Annotated in this window: 17 protein-coding genes; 12 read left to right on the forward strand and 5 right to left on the reverse strand. The window is 36.3% G+C overall.

Translation table 11 applies throughout. The annotated features are described in order from the left end of the window. The first annotated feature begins 329 nt into the window (after nucleotides 1-329). Entirely contained in the window at nucleotides 330-1,259 is a 930-nt protein-coding gene (metA, locus tag FcAc13_RS10965; RefSeq protein WP_187756262.1) for a homoserine O-acetyltransferase MetA, read from the forward strand. 65 nt (nucleotides 1,260-1,324) lie between these two features. On the opposite strand, the gene epmB is transcribed toward metA, so the two are convergent. Then, nucleotides 1,325-2,344: an EF-P beta-lysylation protein EpmB gene (gene epmB, locus FcAc13_RS10970; RefSeq protein ID WP_187756263.1), complete on the reverse strand. Its 1,020-nt coding sequence runs from the start codon at nucleotides 2,342-2,344 to the stop codon at nucleotides 1,325-1,327. 34 nt (nucleotides 2,345-2,378) lie between these two features. Here epmB and efp point away from each other — a divergent pair, with 34 nt between their 5' ends. Continuing rightward, complete coding sequence (gene efp / locus FcAc13_RS10975; RefSeq protein WP_187756264.1) at nucleotides 2,379-2,945, forward strand: elongation factor P; 567 nt, start codon at nucleotides 2,379-2,381, stop codon at nucleotides 2,943-2,945. Nucleotides 2,946-3,036: 91 nt separating this feature from the next. Here efp and trmL read toward each other — a convergent pair whose 3' ends face one another. The 3 genes from trmL to FcAc13_RS10990 are packed head-to-tail and all read right to left on the reverse strand — an operon-like array spanning nucleotide 3,037 to nucleotide 5,664. Continuing rightward, nucleotides 3,037-3,519 carry a tRNA (uridine(34)/cytosine(34)/5-carboxymethylaminomethyluridine(34)-2'-O)-methyltransferase TrmL gene (gene trmL / locus FcAc13_RS10980; protein ID WP_187756265.1) on the reverse strand — a complete coding sequence of 161 codons (483 nt, stop codon included), beginning with the start codon at nucleotides 3,517-3,519 and terminating at the stop codon, nucleotides 3,037-3,039. Between the two features lie 15 nt (nucleotides 3,520-3,534). After that, the gene (gene cpxA / locus FcAc13_RS10985; protein ID WP_187756423.1) at nucleotides 3,535-4,908 is read right to left on the reverse strand and encodes an envelope stress sensor histidine kinase CpxA; all 1,374 of its coding nucleotides are present in this window, start codon (nucleotides 4,906-4,908) and stop codon (nucleotides 3,535-3,537) included. Between the two features lie 33 nt (nucleotides 4,909-4,941). After that, a complete protein-coding gene (locus tag FcAc13_RS10990) occupies nucleotides 4,942-5,664 on the reverse strand; it encodes a response regulator (RefSeq protein WP_187756266.1) in 723 nt (240 codons plus the stop codon). 191 nt (nucleotides 5,665-5,855) lie between these two features. Here FcAc13_RS10990 and FcAc13_RS10995 point away from each other — a divergent pair, with 191 nt between their 5' ends. From FcAc13_RS10995 to lysS, 10 genes are all read left to right on the forward strand, one after another. Then, nucleotides 5,856-6,764: a cation diffusion facilitator family transporter gene (locus FcAc13_RS10995; protein ID WP_187756267.1), complete on the forward strand. Its 909-nt coding sequence runs from the start codon at nucleotides 5,856-5,858 to the stop codon at nucleotides 6,762-6,764. A gap of 74 nt (nucleotides 6,765-6,838) precedes the next feature. Next, nucleotides 6,839-7,801, forward strand: coding sequence for a 6-phosphofructokinase (gene pfkA / locus FcAc13_RS11000; RefSeq protein WP_187756268.1), 963 nt, complete (start codon nucleotides 6,839-6,841; stop codon nucleotides 7,799-7,801). A 112-nt stretch (nucleotides 7,802-7,913) separates the two neighbouring features. After that, complete coding sequence (locus FcAc13_RS11005; protein WP_187756269.1) at nucleotides 7,914-8,189, forward strand: GNAT family N-acetyltransferase; 276 nt, start codon at nucleotides 7,914-7,916, stop codon at nucleotides 8,187-8,189. A 120-nt stretch (nucleotides 8,190-8,309) separates the two neighbouring features. Beyond that, complete coding sequence (gltX, locus tag FcAc13_RS11010) at nucleotides 8,310-9,740, forward strand: glutamate--tRNA ligase (protein WP_187756270.1); 1,431 nt, start codon at nucleotides 8,310-8,312, stop codon at nucleotides 9,738-9,740. A 57-nt stretch (nucleotides 9,741-9,797) separates the two neighbouring features. Continuing rightward, nucleotides 9,798-11,396, forward strand: a complete 1,599-nt coding sequence (locus FcAc13_RS11015) for an intermembrane phospholipid transport protein YdbH family protein (protein ID WP_187756271.1) — start codon at nucleotides 9,798-9,800, stop codon at nucleotides 11,394-11,396. Nucleotides 11,397-11,440: 44 nt separating this feature from the next. Next, a complete protein-coding gene (locus tag FcAc13_RS11020; RefSeq protein ID WP_246415137.1) occupies nucleotides 11,441-11,596 on the forward strand; it encodes a YnbE family lipoprotein in 156 nt (51 codons plus the stop codon). 144 nt (nucleotides 11,597-11,740) lie between these two features. Then, nucleotides 11,741-12,085 carry a YdbL family probable chaperone protein gene (locus FcAc13_RS11025; protein ID WP_187756273.1) on the forward strand — a complete coding sequence of 115 codons (345 nt, stop codon included), beginning with the start codon at nucleotides 11,741-11,743 and terminating at the stop codon, nucleotides 12,083-12,085. Nucleotides 12,086-12,298: 213 nt separating this feature from the next. Further along, nucleotides 12,299-13,972, forward strand: coding sequence for an asparagine synthase B (gene asnB, locus FcAc13_RS11030; protein ID WP_187756274.1), 1,674 nt, complete (start codon nucleotides 12,299-12,301; stop codon nucleotides 13,970-13,972). Between the two features lie 216 nt (nucleotides 13,973-14,188). After that, nucleotides 14,189-15,287, forward strand: a protein-coding gene (gene prfB, locus FcAc13_RS11035) for a peptide chain release factor 2 (RefSeq protein ID WP_187756275.1) whose coding sequence is annotated in 2 segments (ribosomal slippage) — nucleotides 14,189-14,263 and nucleotides 14,265-15,287 — 1,098 coding nt in all. Because the reading frame shifts where the segments join, the coding sequence is not laid out codon by codon here. A 21-nt stretch (nucleotides 15,288-15,308) separates the two neighbouring features. Further along, on the forward strand, nucleotides 15,309-16,829 hold the full coding sequence (gene lysS, locus FcAc13_RS11040; RefSeq protein ID WP_187756276.1) for a lysine--tRNA ligase: 1,521 nt from the start codon (nucleotides 15,309-15,311) through the stop codon (nucleotides 16,827-16,829). Nucleotides 16,830-16,861: 32 nt separating this feature from the next. Here the strand turns inward: lysS and argA are convergent, their stop codons facing one another. After that, the gene (argA, locus tag FcAc13_RS11045; protein WP_187756277.1) at nucleotides 16,862-18,199 is read right to left on the reverse strand and encodes an amino-acid N-acetyltransferase; all 1,338 of its coding nucleotides are present in this window, start codon (nucleotides 18,197-18,199) and stop codon (nucleotides 16,862-16,864) included. Between the last annotated feature and the right edge of the window lie 61 nt (nucleotides 18,200-18,260).

Genomic DNA, 18,260 nt, shown 5'->3' on the forward strand with positions numbered 1-18,260 from the left:
CTAAGAATATTCTTTACCAAACGATATAAACAAAAACTAGGGTAAGTAATGTTTTAGTTTATAGATATTGGATTGTAAAATTATCGCCAGTTTAAAATTAATCACTGTTCTATTAATTTTTTATATAAAAAATAACATCTTATAATAGTAATTATGATCTTAACAAGATAAATTATTTTGGTATATCAATAACCTATAACTAACACACATTTTAGTTACTATTAAGCCATATTAATGAGTTTTACTGCTCGACAATATAAACAAAAACCGCTATATTTAGAAATCTAGACGTCTAAAAGAAATAATATTAAAGGATGGAGGAGTTAAGTATGCCTATTTGTATTCCTGATACACTACCCGCTGTTGACGTATTACGTAACGAAAATATTTTTATCATGTCATCCAGCCGCGCTAAAAGCCAAGAAATTCGTCCTTTAAAAGTTTTATTTCTGAATCTAATGCCCAAGAAAATTGAGACTGAAAACCAATTTCTACGTTTATTATCGAATTCCGCTCTGCAAATTGATATTCAATTTTTACGTATCGATCAACGGACATCAAAAAATACCCCTACAGAACATCTCAATAGTTTTTATTGTGATTTTGAAAATATTAAAGCTCAAAATTTTGATGGTTTAATTATTACTGGCGCACCGTTAGGCAAAGTTGCTTTTGACGAAGTCGTATATTGGCCACAACTAGTCGAAATTATTTCTTGGGCCAAAGAGCATGTCACATCAACCTTATTTGTTTGCTGGGCAGTACAAGCAGCATTAAATGTATTATATGGTTTACCCAAAATGACTCGCCAACAGAAGCTATCTGGAGTCTATGCACATAATATTACTAATCCGCAGGCCCCCTTAACTCGCGGCTTTGACGATACATTTTTAGCACCCCATTCGCGTTATGCTGACTTTCCTAGTGATGTAATCCGTGAGAAAACCGATCTAATGATTTTAGCTGAATCTAAAATTACCGGTGCTTATTTAATGGCAACCAAAGATAAACGTATGGCATTTGTAACCGGTCATCCAGAATATGACTCGTATACATTAGCAAACGAATATTTCCGCGATATACATGCTGGTATCAATCCGACCCTGCCAGAAAATTATTTCCCTGAGAATAATCCTGAATTTGAACCTAAAGCTAAATGGCGTAGTCATGCTTATCTATTATTCAGTAATTGGCTTAATTATTATGTTTATCAATTAACGCCATATGATCTTAATACACGTGATTTAACCATTGATTAATGGTGCATATCAGGATTTAGCTTATAATAGGATTATATCGAACAGCATAATAAAATGATCTGTTTTTAATAAGGCAATACACGTTTATTACGTTCGCCGCCTATCTCACGCGCCAACTTTGGTACTAAATAGCCCGAAACTTGTGCCGCAAGTTGACGCATTAACTGTTGAGCGGTTGAATCATCAACATAAAAATGGGCCGCGCCTTGTACCTTATCTAATACATGAAGGTAATAAGGTAGTATACCAGCTTGAAATAGACGATGACTTAAAGCGACTAATACCTGATCATTATCATTAATATCCTTTAACAATACACTTTGATTGAGGAGTGTTACACCGTGTAGCTTCAGTTTCTTCATTGCATCTTCAACCGATTGATCAATTTCATTCGGATGATTAATATGAGTCACCAAGATCATACCTAAACGACTATTTGCTAATCGTTGACATAGCTTTGCAGTTATTCGATTAGGGATCACCACCGCTAAACGGCTATGAATGCGCAATCGTTCAATATGAGGGATCCTTTCTAATTGCTCAATTAACCAGTCTAATTCGTGATCTTTAGCCATAAGCGGATCCCCCCCCGACAAAATAATCTCATTGAGCTCAGGATGTGCGGCAATATAGGTTAATGCATGGGTGAGATTAGTTTTACTGCCTTGATTTTGCTGATAAGGAAAATGTCGTCGAAAACAGTAACGACAATTAATCGCACAATTCGTCTTTAACATGAGTAGAGCACGATTATGATATTTATGCAATAAACCAGGAATCGCATTATTCTGTTCAGCCAAAGGATCAGTACTGTAGCCATCAGTAATAATCATCTCATTATCATGACATAATATTTGTCGCAATAACGGATCATTTGGATCGCCTTTTTTGATACGACTAATAAAATTTAATGGTACGCGTAAAGCAAATTGCTTTTTCGCCTGCAACATGGCATCAGAGATCTTTGCATCATCCAGATCCAATAATTTAAAAAGAATAGGTAAATCCGTCACTACATTGTTGAGATCGGAAATCCAAGTATCTCTGATTGTTTGCTTTGCATTTTGCTGTATAATATGGCTCATTTTGTTCAGTATTCAGAATTTTTTGGAGCTTTTTATGGCATCTTATAGTACCAGTGAGTTTAAAGCGGGTCTTAAAATAATGCAAGATGGTGAACCCTGTGTCATCGTTGAAAACGAGTTTTATAAACCCGGTAAAGGTCAAGCACTTAATCGTGTTAAAATAAAAAAATTATTATCCGGCAAAACCGTAGATAAAACTTTTAAATCTGGTGAATCCGTTGAAGCCGCTGATGTAATGGATATGAATTTAACTTATCTTTATACTGACGGTGAATTTTGGCACTTCATGAACAACGAAACTTTTGAACAGCTCTCTGCCGATGCAAAAGCCGTTGGTGACAATGCAAAATGGTTAGTCGAACAAGCTGAGTGTATTTTGACTTTATGGAATGGTCAACCTATCGCGGTTACCCCACCCAATTTTGTTGAATTAGAAGTGGTAGAAACTGATCCAGGTCTAAAAGGCGATACCGCCGGTACCGGAGGTAAACCTGCAACATTATCAACTGGTGCTGTGGTGCGCGTACCATTATTCGTACAAATTGGTGAAATATTAAAAGTTGATACCCGTAGCGGTGAGTACGTTTCGCGAGTAAAATAATTCGCTATGTCTAATAACTTCGCAAAAAACCGCATGTAACTGCGGTTTTTGTCAGCAAGGCCAAACCATACCATTATAGATGATTATTCAATTAAAGATTTGCACCCTGATAACCAAGTTGTCGCCAAGATTCATAAATAGCAACCGCCACTGAATTCGATAAATTCATACTGCGGCTTTCAGCTAACATCGGTATTCGTATGCGTTGATTACTGGATAACTGTTCTAAAATCGTTGCGGGTAAACCACGCGTTTCTGGACCAAAGAGTAAAAAATCTCCCACCTGATAATTAACTTCACTATGAGGCTTGGATCCTTTGGTAGTCATTGCAAAAATTCGACACGTTTCCGTCAATACTAACTGATTGTCGTAAAGAAATTGCGCAAAATTTTTATACCGTTTTACTTCAACAAATTCGTGATAATCGAGACCAGCTCGACGAAGTTTTTTGTTATCCCAGAAAAAACCCATTGGTTCAATGATATGTAAATGATATCCGGTATTAGCACAAAGCCGAATAATATTCCCAGTATTAGCTGGAATTTCTGGTTCAAAAAGTACAATATTTAACAAAATTATTCTCTTCTATCAATTTCTTTTATATAACGGTAATTTTATCACAATTCGTAATCCCCCAAGATGACTTTTCTCAGCATATACCTCTCCTTTATTTTGCGTAATAGCATTAGCCACAATCGCTAGCCCTAAACCGGCACCACCCGACTCACGATCTCTAGCTTCACTGGTACGATAAAAAGGTCGAAATATCTGTTTTAACTCATGCTCAGCAACACCAGAACCATCATCATCGATTGTTATCTGTAGTTGATGCTTATCAACAATAAAATTTACGGCAATATTTTGGTTTGAGTAACGAAATGCGTTACGGATGACGTTTTCCAGAGCACTACATAACGATTTGGGATAACATAAAATCCAATCAACAGGTAGCGGAGAAATCGTCAATGTCTTATGCAATTGCTCTGATTCAAAACGTGCATTATTTATAACGGTTTGCCATAATTTATTAATCTGGCACGGAGCTTGGGTCTGATTATCAGAATATTGCTGTCTAGCCAAAGAAAGTAAATCACCAATCATGAAATCAAGTTTATTGGCTTCTAATTCAATGCGTTGCATCTCGGTCGTTTCACCATATTTACGTCGCGATAACGAAGCTGCGAGTTTTAGACGAGTTAAAGGTGTTCTCAGTTCATGCGATATATCGGATAGTAAACGTTGTTGTAAATCCTGCATTCGCTTTAACTCACGCAGCATATGATTAAAACTTGCACCGGTAGATTTAAATTCAGATGAACCGATTGTTTCAAGCTCTGGCCATTCATGAATATTGCCACAAGCAACTTGATCAGCCGCAATTTTTAATTGCCTAGCAGGCCGAGCCAAACTCCATGATAACCATAATAAGAAAGGTGCACTAATTAACATCGTTAAAGTCAATAATAAAAAGGGATGATCAAAAATAAAATTTACCCATGGTGACTGAACATTAACAGCAGTTTGGATTATATATAGCTGATAAATTTTATCACCATATTTTAATGGAAAAGGACCGATTATCTCTTGTAAATCATATATTTTTTTAGCTGGACGCTCTAATTGTTTAGTATGTCCACTAAAATTTCGAACAATATCAATATTGCTAGTATTTGAGGTAATAATTTGATCATTCGGCGTTACAATATAAAGAAATTGTCCTGGATAATGTAACTTATCCATTATAATAATAAATCGCATCCACCAGCGAAAACTATTATTGGGAACATTGGGTAATTCATTTTTAATTGAATCAGCCAAAGCCGTTCCCATAGCTTTTTCTTTACTTGATAAATAAGTCAAATTTCGTGAATCTAGGCTAGGAATCGTAATGATTAGGACCAGAAAAAAAACGATAGTTAACAAGAAAATCGCAAAGATTCTTATGGTAAGCCTATCAAATATCAACATAATCCACTTTTCCCTACGGGGGAATAATTAATATTTTGCATTTTGTTCAGGATTAATCACAAACTGATATCCTCTAGAGCGTAATGTTTTAATCCAAGGTAATCCGCCTTTGCGTTCAGGTAATTTTTTTCTTAAATTCGATACATGAACATCAATTGATCGAGCAAAAGGTAAAAATTCTTTCCCTAAAACTGATTTACTAAGCACTTCCCGTGAAATAATATTACCTTGTTGCTCTAGCAATTTAAGTAATATTTGAAATTCAGTGCTGGTTAATTCAATTTGTTTTTTACGATAAAATACAAGTTGCCGGCGAATATTGATTTCCAGCCCATCAATATCATAATTTAGTTGACTATAATCACTCAGCTCGGCAAGCGAACTATCCCATAATTTTCGTCTTAAGGTAGCACGAATACGCGCTATCAATTCCCGATCATTAAATGGTTTAATAATGTAATCATCAGCCCCTAATTCCAGACCAATAATTTTATCCAACTCATTATCTTTTGCCGTTAGCAGGATAATGGGAACAGTATGTTTTCTTCTTAATTCAGTCAACACACTAAAACCATTGATATCAGGCATCATGACATCCAGTAAAATAAGTTCGATCGAATTATTAAATTTTTCTAGTGCTTCTTTTCCTGAATGGGCAATTTCAATTATAAATCCTTCTAATTCCAATAATTCCTTTAATAAAGTTACAATTTCAATATCATCATCGACTAGCAGTAATTTTTTATTCATTATTATCTCCTGCAAAAATATCCTTTATATTGAATATGCTAGTTATATTTAATAGTGTATTAACAATGTGCGGTATTATATAGATTTAATCCTTGATTAGAAATCAAATGATCGATTTTTTATAAATAAACCATAGTTTTATGCTAATATGAAAGCGTTCAAAATGCCAAATAAAATTCAAAGAGAAATTAATGAATTCTACCTATGATAAACTTGTTAAACGATCCACAACCTTTTCATTATTCTTCGCGCTATTTTTAATTGCAATTAAATCTGCTACTTGGTGGATAACGGGCTCATTTAGCTTATTAGTTTCATTATTTGATTCTACAATGGATTTTTTGGCATCTGGATTAAATTTTATCTTAATTCGTTACGCTTTGAAACCACCTGATCATGATCATTGCTTTGGTCATGGTAAAGCAGAATCACTAGCTGCATTGGCACAAAGTGCTTTTATTATAGGCTCAGTAATTTTTCTTTTGATAAATAGTGTTAATTTATTAATCCATCCCGCTACTGTTAACTCCCCTATGGTAGGTATTATTATTTCAGCGGTTTCTGCCATATTAACCTTAATGCTGGTAATTTATCAACGTTATGTCATTAAACTAACTAACAGTAATGCGATTAAAGCCGATATGCTCCATTATTCTGCCGATTTACTCATTAATATTGCTGTCATTTTTGCTTTATGCTTAACTTGGTTGGGTATTGATTATGCTGATGGCGTTTTAGCATTAATCATTGGCTGTTATATTTTCTTGCACGCTATAAAAATTACCATCCATGCACTGCAAGATCTACTTGATAAAGCACTACCGCAAGCCGATAATCAAGCCATTGTTGAATTAGCCTTGTCCTTAAAAGAGATTCACGGCGTACATGAAATTAAAACTCGTCGCTCAGGTCCAATAACATTTGTTCAATTACATATTGAATTAGATGATTTAATGCCATTAGTCAAAGCACATGCAATTGCCGATAAACTCGAAAAAATGATTGCAAATAAATTTGCACCAGCTGAGGTCATTGTTCATCAAGATCCACTTTCAGTCATATCAAAAGAGAAAGCGACATTCGAAAATTTAATTAACTGACATTTTTTTCTATTGTGAGTGAGTGTTTATACTTCTATAATATTTACTAATCGAAACATTAAAGGTACTTAAGTATGATAAAAAAAATAGGTGTACTAACAAGTGGTGGTGATGCTCCAGGTATGAATGCAGCGATTCGTGGGGTTGTACGAACAGCATTATCCGAAGGATTAGAAGTGTATGGCATTGAGGACGGTTATCTAGGTTTATACGAAAACAGAATTAAACGGCTTGAACGCTATAGCGTATCAGATGTCATTAATCGTGGTGGAACATTCTTAGGATCAGCCCGATTCCCTGCTTTTAAAGAAAAAGAAACTCGTCAAGTCGCCATCGAAAATCTTAAGAAAAATGGGATTGACGCCTTAGTTGTAATCGGCGGTGATGGTTCATATATGGGAGCGATGCGTTTGACAGAAGAAGGCTTCCCTTGTATCGGACTACCAGGCACCATTGACAACGATATTCGTGGTACTGACTATACTATCGGTTATTTCACTGCTCTACAGACTGCAGTAGAAGCTATCGATCGCCTGCGTGATACGTGTTCATCGCATCATCGTATTTCTGTAATTGAAATTATGGGACGCGATTGTGGTGACTTGACCTTAAATGCGGCTGTTGCGGGTGGTTGTGAGTTCATGATTATCCCTGAAGTAACGTGTACTAAAGACGATTTAATTGAAGAGATTAAACTTGGTTTTGCTAAAGGTAAAAAACATGCTATCGTAGCAGTCACTGAATTGATGCTGGATGTTAACCAATTAGCTAAAGATATTGAAGCAGCAGTCGGTCATGAAACTCGAGCAACTGTACTAGGTCACGTTCAACGTGGCGGTTCACCAGTACCTTATGACCGTATTTTAGGCTCCAGAATGGGGGCTTATGCAGTAGAATTATTACAACAAGGACACGGTGGACGTTGTATCGGTATTCAACATGGTAAATTAGTTCATCATGATATTATCGATGCCATTAACAATATGAAACGCCCATTTGATATGGATCTATTCAATACAGCGAAACGTTTATTCTAAGTATTCATTGTAAATAAATGGCTACTTGACTCTTCACCTTATTTTAAAAAGTGGGTTTTTAATCCACTTTTAAATAATGTTATCCATTATGATCAAACAAGGAGAAAGCATTATGCAATTCTTAGCTGGCGAAAATCGTTTCTATGTCCCTAATCCTGATGGTGGTGAAGATATTGCCGAAATTACATATACATTAATCGGCCATGATAAAGCATCAATCGATCATACTTTTGTTAATGTCAACTATCGTGGGCAAGGTATTGCGGATCGACTGTTCGACTTAGTGATTGAAGAGATGCGTAAACAAAAACGTAAAGTTGTACCCGTTTGTTCTTATGCAGTGAAAAAGTTTGAGCGCGACGCGCAGCTCCAAACAATCAAAGCCTAATTTAGGTCTTAAATCATTTCCTTAAGACGGCTAATTTTTCTTTACCGTCTTTTATTGCTCAATTACTTGAGCATGCTAAAATAGCCCATTATCGCTTTATTAAGTAGCAGGAACTATTTCATGAAAGTAAAAACTCGCTTTGCCCCAAGCCCAACTGGCTATTTACATGTTGGCGGTGCGCGCACGGCACTTTATTCTTGGCTCTATTCCCGTCATGCTAACGGTACTTTCGTATTACGCATTGAAGACACAGATTTGGAACGCTCTACGCCTGAAGCTATTGAAGCCATTATGGAAGGTATGAATTGGTTACAACTGTCTTGGGATGAAGGTCCTTATTATCAAACAAAACGTTTCGATCGCTACAATCAAGTCATTGACCAAATGTTAGTCGACGGCAGTGCATACCGTTGCTATTGTTCAAAAGAACGCTTAGAAAAATTACGCGAAGAACAAATGGCTCATGGCGAAAAAGCTCGCTATGATGGTCGTTGCCGTTGTGATAGCGTCCAGAAAAATCATTCCAGCGATGAACCCCATGTAGTACGTTTTGCCAATCCAATTGATGGCGTAGTAATATTTAACGATCTCATTCGTGGTCCAATCGAAATCGCCAATAAAGAATTAGATGATTTAATTATTCGTCGCACTGATGGTTCACCAACCTACAATTTTTGTGTTGTCGTAGATGATTGGGATATGGAAATCACTCATGTCATTCGGGGTGAAGATCATATCAACAATACCCCACGTCAAATTAACATTCTTAAAGCTCTTGGTGCCCCATTACCACAATATGGGCACGTCTCAATGATTTTAGGTGATGATGGGCAAAAATTATCTAAACGTCATGGTGCAGTGAGCGTAATGCAATATCGTGATGATGGTTACTTACCCGAAGCACTACTTAATTATTTAGTACGCTTGGGGTGGTCACATGGCGATCAAGAAATCTTTAACATTCCTGAAATGATCGAATATTTCACGCTTGATGCGGTTAGCCGTTCAGCAAGTGCCTTTAATACTGAAAAATTATTATGGTTAAATCATCATTATATTAACCACTTAGATGCTGATTATGTTGCACAACATTTAGTATGGCATATGGACAAACACGGCTATGATTTAAATCAAGGACCTGATCTCATTACGATTATTAAATTATTTGGTGAACGCTGTAAAACCCTGAAAGAGATGGCCGAATCATGTCACTATTGTTATCAAGATTTTAGGGATTTTGATGCCGATGCAGCGAAAAAGCATCTTCGCCCAGTGGCAAAAGAACCGTTAGAAGTTATTAAAGCTAAAGTCACAGCAATTGCTGATTTCGATTGGGAAATTCAAAAAATTCACCAAGTTATTCAAACAACTGCTGATGAACTGGGTGTCGGCATGGGGAAAGTTGGCATGCCATTACGTGTTGCCGTAACGGGACTGGGTCAATCGCCATCTGTTGATGCCACAGTTTTTGCCATAGGTAAAAAACGCACATTAGCAAGAATTGATAAAGCATTGGCTTATATTGCAGCGCGAGAGCAGGCACAAGCGTAATATAATTTTATTGCCGGGTCATTTTCGGCAATAAACTTTACAATTTTGAAAGCTGATATGACTCGTTTAAAAAAACGTTATTGGATTTCACTGAGTCTTTTACTTATCATCATATTGTTGAGCTTATTTGGGTGGCAGTACTGGTTGTCTTTTAAGCAAAAATATCAACTAACGATTAATTGGCAGGGCATCAGTGTAGGTTTTAACGGTTTATCCTTTACAGATCTGACCGTATCTCAGTCTTCAATGTTATCGTTAACCGTCAAAGAGTTACACATTTCTTGGTCGAATTTATCAGCAGAAAATATTGATATCCACTGGCTATCTGATGAAACGCATAAAATAGCCAATACGGCAGAAAAAGAACTTAGACGTGAAGATAAAAATCCTAATCAATTTGCATTTGATACCCAACTTGTTTCATCAATACTTCACTGGTTACCTAACACCATAAATATTCATTCTTTACGATTTTATCAACAAGATAAACCATTATTGGATATAAAAGTTGCTCTAGAAAAACAACTAGAATCAATACTACTCAATGTATCAACTAATACGCAATATTCGGCTAACCTATCAGCGATAATCGCTTTTAATGAGATGGATTCACGCTTAGAGATTCAAAATGGTATTTTAACAACCACGATCAATCAATTTGGCATACAAAATGGTCATTTAAATTTACCGTTTACCGGTTCAATTACGGGCAATCGAATCATCTTAACCAACTTAGATACTGCAGCAATTAATCTAGCAAAAGTCAATATTTCTGACGACGTTATTCTTAGTAATTTAATCAGTAAGTTAAGCTTTCAGATTGAATCATCAATTCCATTTAAAAATAATCAACTGTCAGCGACGGCACAACTAGCAATAAATAAACTAAATGCGATATATAAAAACAGTGAAATTAAATCAGTTACAGGTAACATGAATCTGTCGGTCAAGAACAATCAATTATCTATTTCGACCCCGAGTATCAATATTCAAGAAATGAATGTTGGAGTTATTTTTGAAAAAATAAAATTTGCAGGCGCTTATTCTTCAATTTTAACGGCGCCTGAAAAAGGCATAGTTGTATGGAAAAACGCACAAGCAACCATTTTTTCTGGCAAGATATTTTTTGATAAAGGCAAATTGGATTTAGCTAAATTACCTCAACAAGTTAATCTAAATCTAACCCAGATACAATTAAAAGATATTTTAGCTAAATATCCTGTTGAAGGTCTGGTAGGTAATGGTGCAATAGATGGCACATTACCCATCACATTAAGTGAAGTTAAAAACAAAGGGAAAACCACTTTTCATCTTTTAATCAAAAATGGCCAATTAACTTCCACTAATCAAGGTTATTTACAGTTCGAAAATCCAGCTTTAAAAGATTATGTAAAAAATAATCCAAAGATGAAAATACTCACTGATATTCTTAAAAATTTTCATTATACTAAGTTAACCAGTAAAGTGGATTATGCAAATGATATTGCCAAATTAGGTCTTAACATTCAAGGCAGTAATTCTGACGTAGAAAATGGTAAAGCAGTCAATTTTAATATTACGCTAGAAGAGAATATTGCTAAACTAATGACCAGTTTATTATTATCAGACCAAATTAGTGAACCAATTCGAAAACGAATTGAGTCACGTTTAAAATAACCAGAGGCTCTTTTATGATACGGAATGTGATTGCTGTCATAGTAATGAGTAGCATATTAATCGGCTGCTCACCAACAGTAAAAGTTCAGGCACCGAGTGAACCGATTAATATTAATTTAAATTTCAAAATCGATCATGAAATTAACATAAAAGTAGATAAAGCATTGGATAATATAATTAATAAATCAGGTTTATATTAATGAATAAAATAATCTAACTAACATCAATTGACTGATTAAAAAATAAATTGATAAACCTAGATGTAATGAACATTAACAATTAAATAAAATTTTTAGCTCACTTTAATGTTAATTCAATATAAAGTATTTATTAAAGAGGTTATTATGACTATCTATAAAAAATTTACTATCGTATTTTTAACAGCTGCTTTATCTTTTCCGGTGTTTGCATTAAATTTAGAGCAAGCGATTAACGCACTTGGTCAAGCTAAAGTAAATGGATTAGTTGGTGAACAAGCTGATGGCTACTTAGGCGTAGTGAGAGATGAAGCTAACGCCAGTGAAATTGTGCAGTTAATCAATCAAGCTCGTAAACAAGAATACCAAAAAGTTTCTGCCGAAACGAATGTTCCCCTAAATGAAGTTGAAAATAGAGCGGGTAGTAAAGCGCAAGAAAAAGCCCCAGTAGGACAATATATAAAACAACAAGGTCAATGGGAAAAAAAGTAATATTGTAATAAGTAAGTATGTAATTTTTGTAACAAAAGTAAAAGTATCATGACTTTATACTTTAATTGTTTATAAATAATGTGTATGCTGTTTATTTTGGTATTTACTCATTAAAATGATAAGTGGTAAGACTAATTAAAATAAGATTAATTTTTCATATCGTTTTTTATATAAAAATAGTATCGCTTATGCGATTTTAAATGGAGAAACTCAATGTGTTCGATTCTTGGTATCCTTGATATAAAATCAGATCCACAAGCACTACGAACGAAAGCACTCGAACTTTCAAGCTTAATGCGTCATCGTGGTCCAGATTGGTCTGGTATTTTTGCCTCAGATAAAGCTATCCTTGCTCATGAACGTCTATCAATTGTCGATGTGAATACAGGTGCGCAACCACTTTATAATAAAGACAAAACCTTAGTATTAGCGGTTAATGGCGAAATTTATAATCATCAAGAACTCCGAAATCAGTACAAAGATCGTTACGAGTTTCAAACTGGTTCTGACTGTGAAGTAATTTTAGCCCTTTACCAAGAAAAAGGGATCCATGGTCTTGATGAATTACAAGGTATGTTCGCCTTTATCCTTTACGATATTAATAACAACAGTTATTTTATTGGTCGTGATCATATCGGTATTATCCCAATGTATATGGGCTATGATGAAAATGGTACTTTTTATGTTGCTTCAGAAATGAAAGCGTTAGTGCCTGTTTGTAAAACAATCGAAGCCTTCCCACCAGGATGTTATCTATCAAGTACTGAAGGGGAAATCAAAACGTATTATCAGCGCGATTGGATGGATTACGAAAATGTAAAAGATAATAAAACGGATATTAATGCACTACGTATTGCTTTAGAAGAGTCTGTCAAAAGCCACCTTATGTCTGATGTACCTTATGGTGTGTTATTATCAGGCGGATTAGATTCTTCGGTAATTTCGGCGATTACCAAAAAATTCTCTGCGCGTCGTGTTGAAGATCATGAAAAAACAGAAGCATGGTGGCCGCAACTACATTCTTTTGCTGTTGGTTTGAAAGGTGCGCCAGATCTTAAAGCGGCACAAGCCGTTGCTGATCATTTAGGTACGGTTCATCATGAAATTAACTTCACTATTCAAGAAGGTATTGATGCGATACGCGACGTAATTTATTTCATTGAAACCTATGACGTCACAACGATCCGAGCTTCTACGCCGATGTATTTAATGGCAAGAAAAATCAAAGCAATGGGCATCAAAATGGTGTTGTCTGGTGAAGGTGCTGACGAAGTATTTGGCGGTTATTTGTATTTTCATAAAGCGCCAAATGCAAAAGAATTTCATGAAGAAACCGTACGTAAATTAGCTGCGCTACATATGTATGATTGTGCTCGGGCAAATAAAGCTATGGCGGCTTGGGGCGTGGAAGCACGTGTACCATTCTTAGATAAAAAATTCCTCGATGTAGCAATGCGCATCAATCCACAGGATAAAATGTGCGGTAGCAATGGTAAAATGGAAAAGCATATCGTACGTGAAGCATTTGAATCTTACTTACCGGCTTCTGTTATTTGGCGTCAGAAGGAGCAATTCTCAGATGGTGTTGGTTACAGTTGGATTGATACGTTAAAAGAGATTGCCGAAACTAAGATTACTGATCAGCAATTAGAAAATGCTAAATTCCGTTTCCCATATAATACGCCAGCTAGCAAAGAAGCGTATATGTATCGGGAGATTTTCGATGAATTATTCCCAGTTGAAAGTGCCGCACACTGTGTACCAGGTGGTCCAACTGTTGCTTGTTCGACCGCTAAAGCTATTGAATGGGATGAGTCATTTAAAAATCTAAACGACCCATCGGGTCGTGCGGCTGTAGGTGTACATAATGATGCCTATAAGAAATAACCATTAATTTTTTGTAATCGGTTAAAAATGGTGGCATTTTGCCACCATTTTCATTATAAGAAGACTATTATCTTTATCTTTTGTTGGTTCTAGATAGCGTTTTATAATCCATATCATTAAATTTCATTTAACCGTTTTAATTTTATTGCTAATTTAGGCATTATTCCGCTAAAATGTTTCGCTATTATTTAATTATCAGATTTTAACTTAAAAATCATGTTTGAAATAAACCCAGTCAGGAATAAAATCGCAGAACTTATTGAGAGAACCGCCGCTATACGGGGGTATCTTTGACTATGAAACGAAGAAAGAGCGTCTTGAAGAAGTTAATGGCGAACTCGAACAGGCGGACGTTTGGACTAATCCAGAAAAAGCTCAATCGCTTGGCAAAGAACGGGTCGCATTAGAAACCATTATTAATACCATCGATACCTTAATGCAAGGTCTAGATGATGTTGAAGGGTTATTAGAATTAGCCGTTGAAGCCGATGATCTTGATACCTTCAATGAAACGCAATCTGAGTTGCAACAACTAGAAAGCAAACTAGATAAATTGGAATTTCATCGGATGTTCTCTGGTGATTATGACAGTGCCGATTGTTATTTAGATATTCAATCGGGCTCAGGTGGCACCGAAGCGCAAGATTGGGCTGAAATGCTATTACGAATGTATTTACGTTGGGCTGAGGCAAAAGGCTTTACTACTGAAGTAATGGAAGTTTCAGATGGCGATGTTGCCGGGATAAAATCTGCCACGATCCGCGTAGCCGGGGATTATGCATTTGGCTGGTTACGAACCGAAACAGGGGTCCATCGTTTAGTACGTAAAAGTCCATTTGATTCTGGCAATCGTCGGCATACTTCATTTGCATCGGTATTTGTTTACCCAGAAGTGGATGATAATATTGATATTGAAATCAATCCTGCCGATTTACGTATCGATGTTTACCGAGCATCGGGAGCAGGTGGTCAGCATATTAACCGTACCGAATCTGCGGTACGTATTACGCATATTCCAACAGGAATTGTGACGCAATGCCAAAATAACCGTTCGCAACACAGCAATAAAGATCAAGCAATGAAGCAGTTAAAAGCAAAATTGTATGAACTGGAAATGCAAAAGAAAAATGCTGAAAGGCAGCAAATGGAAGAAAACAAATCTGATATTGGCTGGGGTAGCCAAATTCGTTCGTATGTACTTGATGATTCACGAATTAAAGATTTGCGTACGGGCGTTGAAACACGTAACACTCAGGCCGTTCTCGATGGCGATTTAGATCAATTTATTGAAAAAAGCTTAAAAGCGGGACTATAAACAGTTTATAAGGTAACAAGCATGTCAACACAGCAACAAGATCAAGTTAATACTAGTATGGAAGATCTCAATAACGAATTAGTCGCTCGTCGTGAAAAATTAGTGCAAATTCGTGAAAATGGTATCGCATTCCCAAATGATTTTCGTCGAGATGCGATTTCAAATGAACTACATCAAAAATATGACGAAAAGACTAACGAAGCACTAATTGAAAATAAAATTCAAGTTGCCGTTGCCGGGCGTATGATGATGCGCCGAATCATGGGTAAAGCATCATTTGTCTCATTACAAGATGTTGGAGGTCAAATCCAGTTATATGTAACTCGCGATGATTTACCAGAAGGGCTTTATAATGAACAATTTAAAAAATGGGATTTAGGCGATATTATCGCAGCTAAAGGATACCTGTTTAAAACCAAGACAGGTGAATTATCTATTCACTGTGAAGAAATCCGTTTATTAACTAAAGCATTGCGCCCACTACCCGATAAATTCCACGGGCTAGCCGATCAAGAAACCCGTTATCGTCAACGTTATTTAGATTTAATCACCAATGAAGAATCACGTAAAACCTTTAGGGCTCGGTCACAAATTGTTGCTGAAATTCGTCAATTTATGAATGAAATGCAGTTTATGGAAGTAGAAACACCGATGATGCAAGTAATTCCTGGTGGCGCGTCAGCGAAACCATTCATTACTCACCACAATGCCCTGGATTTAGATATGTATCTGCGGATCGCACCAGAGCTTTATCTAAAGCGTTTAGTCGTTGGTGGATTTGAACGGGTTTATGAAATTAACCGTAATTTCCGTAATGAAGGGGTATCACCACGCCATAATCCGGAATTCACTATGATGGAACTTTATATGGCTTATGCCGATTATAAAGATTTAATTACTATCACTGAATCACTATTCCGTCGCTTAGCCATTGCTGTAACCGGTTCTGCTGTTGTGCAATATGGTGAACACACCTTTGACTTTGGGCAACCATTTATCAAAATGACGATGCGTGAAGCAATTTGCCATTATCGTCCAGAAACCAATAACGCTGATTTAGATGATTTTGATAAAGCATGTGCGATTGCTAAAGCAGTGGGTATTGAAGTCGAAAAAGGTTGGGGATTAGGCCGAGTTGTAACAGAAATTTTTGAAGAAGTGGCAGAGGCTAACTTAATTCAGCCAACATTTATCACTGAATATCCAGCCGAAGTTTCGCCACTTGCTCGTCGTAATGACATAAATTCTGAAGTCACAGATCGATTTGAATTCTTTATCGGTGGTCGTGAAATCGGTAACGGTTTTTCAGAACTCAACGATGCCGAAGATCAAGCCGAACGTTTTGCTGAACAAGTTCGCCAAAAAGATGCTGGCGATGATGAAGCGATGTTCTTCGATGAAGATTACGTGACCGCATTAGAACATGGCTTGCCACCAACTGCCGGATTAGGTATTGGTATTGACCGAACCGTAATGTTATTTACGAATAGTCATACTATTCGTGATGTCATTTTATTCCCAGCGATGCGCCCAACCAAATAACTCTAGTTAGCCATCACCTTAAAGGTGGATGGCTACTCATCCCCATCCAAATCTAAAATAAGGATTTTTGAGTTACGTTGAAAATTGTACAACTGTTTCTTTTTTATTGGTAAATCATCAACTTCTGCCGGAACAAAGCCTTTCTCTCTAAACCAGTGAATACTACGCGTAGTTAATACAAATAATTTTTTTAATCCCATTTTTTGGGCTTTTTCAACCAACATAGCTAATAACATATCGCCACGCGCAGAGTTACGATACTCAGGATGAATCGCTACACAAGCCATTTCTGCCATACCTTCATCAAAATAAGGATACAGTGCAGCACAACCGATTGTCATATTGTCGCGTTCAATAATAGTAAACTTGTCAATCTCAATTTCAAGTTGTTCGCGGGAACGACGAACTAAAATCCCTTGCTCTTCTAAAGGACGAATCAGTTCTAAAATCCCACCGATATCATTAATATTAGCATTGCGCGCCTTTTCAGAACGTTCCATTGCCACTTGGGTACCAATGCCATCACGTGAAAAAAGTTCTTGCAAAATGGAACCATCAACCAGATAGCTAACTAAATGACTACGATGCACACCATTGCGACATGCCCTTGCTGCTGCCTGTAAGAAGCGAGCATCACTGGAAAGATGTTTTCCTTGTTGCTCTTTATCATTTACATAGCGTTCAGCATCCGCAGGGTAGAGATCCGTAATCACTTGTCCGGATTCATTAAGCACACCTTGCTCACTACAAAAACTGATCAGCTTATCGGCTTTAAGCTTAATAGCTACTTCTGCAGCAACATCTTCTGACGCTAAATTAAAACTCTCACCAGTGACCGAAACCCCAACAGGCCCTAATAAAACAATTGATCCAGCATTTAATTGGTTATTGATACCGTCACTGTTAATTCGCCGAATACGACCGGTATGACAATAATCAATACCATCATCAACCCCTAACGGTTGAGCAATTACAAAATTACCACTTATAACGTTAATATGCGCCCCTTGTAAAGGGGTATTATTCAAACACATTGATAAACTACCAATTATGTTCAGCTGCAATAAACCAGTAACTTGTTTAATAATATCAAGGGTTTTAGCATCAGTAATACGTGTATATTTGTGATACCTAGGGACAATATTTTGAATTTTTAAGGCTTCATCAATTTGATTACGTGCACCATTAACAATCACTAATTTAATGCCCAAACTGTGCAATAATCCAATATCATTAATGATACTAGCATAAGTATGACTTTTTAATGTTGCGCCAGTTAGCAAAATCACGAACGTTTTGCCCTGATGCGCATTAATATAAGGAACAGAGTGCCGCAACCCCTGGACAAGTTCAGTTGTTCGTTCTTTCATTTCAGCCACCAATATGAATAATTATGCAATAATTTTGTATTTTTATTTATTTTGATAAAAT

It is taken from the genome of Frischella japonica, from assembly GCF_014489845.1.
GTDB lineage: Bacteria > Pseudomonadota > Gammaproteobacteria > Enterobacterales > Orbaceae > Frischella > Frischella japonica.

Bases quoted from the DNA above. Each gene is read 5' to 3' on its own strand.
- metA (WP_187756262.1), top strand. From the start codon at position 330: ATGCCTATTTGTATTCCTGATACACTACCCGCTGTTGACGTATTACGT.
- epmB (WP_187756263.1), bottom strand. From the start codon at position 2,344: ATGAGCCATATTATACAGCAAAATGCAAAGCAAACAATCAGAGATACT.
- efp (WP_187756264.1), top strand. From the start codon at position 2,379: ATGGCATCTTATAGTACCAGTGAGTTTAAAGCGGGTCTTAAAATAATG.
- FcAc13_RS10990 (WP_187756266.1), bottom strand. From the start codon at position 5,664: ATGAATAAAAAATTACTGCTAGTCGATGATGATATTGAAATTGTAACT.
- FcAc13_RS10995 (WP_187756267.1), top strand. From the start codon at position 5,856: ATGAATTCTACCTATGATAAACTTGTTAAACGATCCACAACCTTTTCA.
- pfkA (WP_187756268.1), top strand. From the start codon at position 6,839: ATGATAAAAAAAATAGGTGTACTAACAAGTGGTGGTGATGCTCCAGGT.
- FcAc13_RS11005 (WP_187756269.1), top strand. From the start codon at position 7,914: ATGCAATTCTTAGCTGGCGAAAATCGTTTCTATGTCCCTAATCCTGAT.
- gltX (WP_187756270.1), top strand. From the start codon at position 8,310: ATGAAAGTAAAAACTCGCTTTGCCCCAAGCCCAACTGGCTATTTACAT.
- FcAc13_RS11015 (WP_187756271.1), top strand. From the start codon at position 9,798: ATGACTCGTTTAAAAAAACGTTATTGGATTTCACTGAGTCTTTTACTT.
- FcAc13_RS11020 (WP_246415137.1), top strand. From the start codon at position 11,441: ATGAGTAGCATATTAATCGGCTGCTCACCAACAGTAAAAGTTCAGGCA.
- FcAc13_RS11025 (WP_187756273.1), top strand. From the start codon at position 11,741: ATGACTATCTATAAAAAATTTACTATCGTATTTTTAACAGCTGCTTTA.
- asnB (WP_187756274.1), top strand. From the start codon at position 12,299: ATGTGTTCGATTCTTGGTATCCTTGATATAAAATCAGATCCACAAGCA.
- lysS (WP_187756276.1), top strand. From the start codon at position 15,309: ATGTCAACACAGCAACAAGATCAAGTTAATACTAGTATGGAAGATCTC.
- argA (WP_187756277.1), bottom strand. From the start codon at position 18,199: ATGAAAGAACGAACAACTGAACTTGTCCAGGGGTTGCGGCACTCTGTT.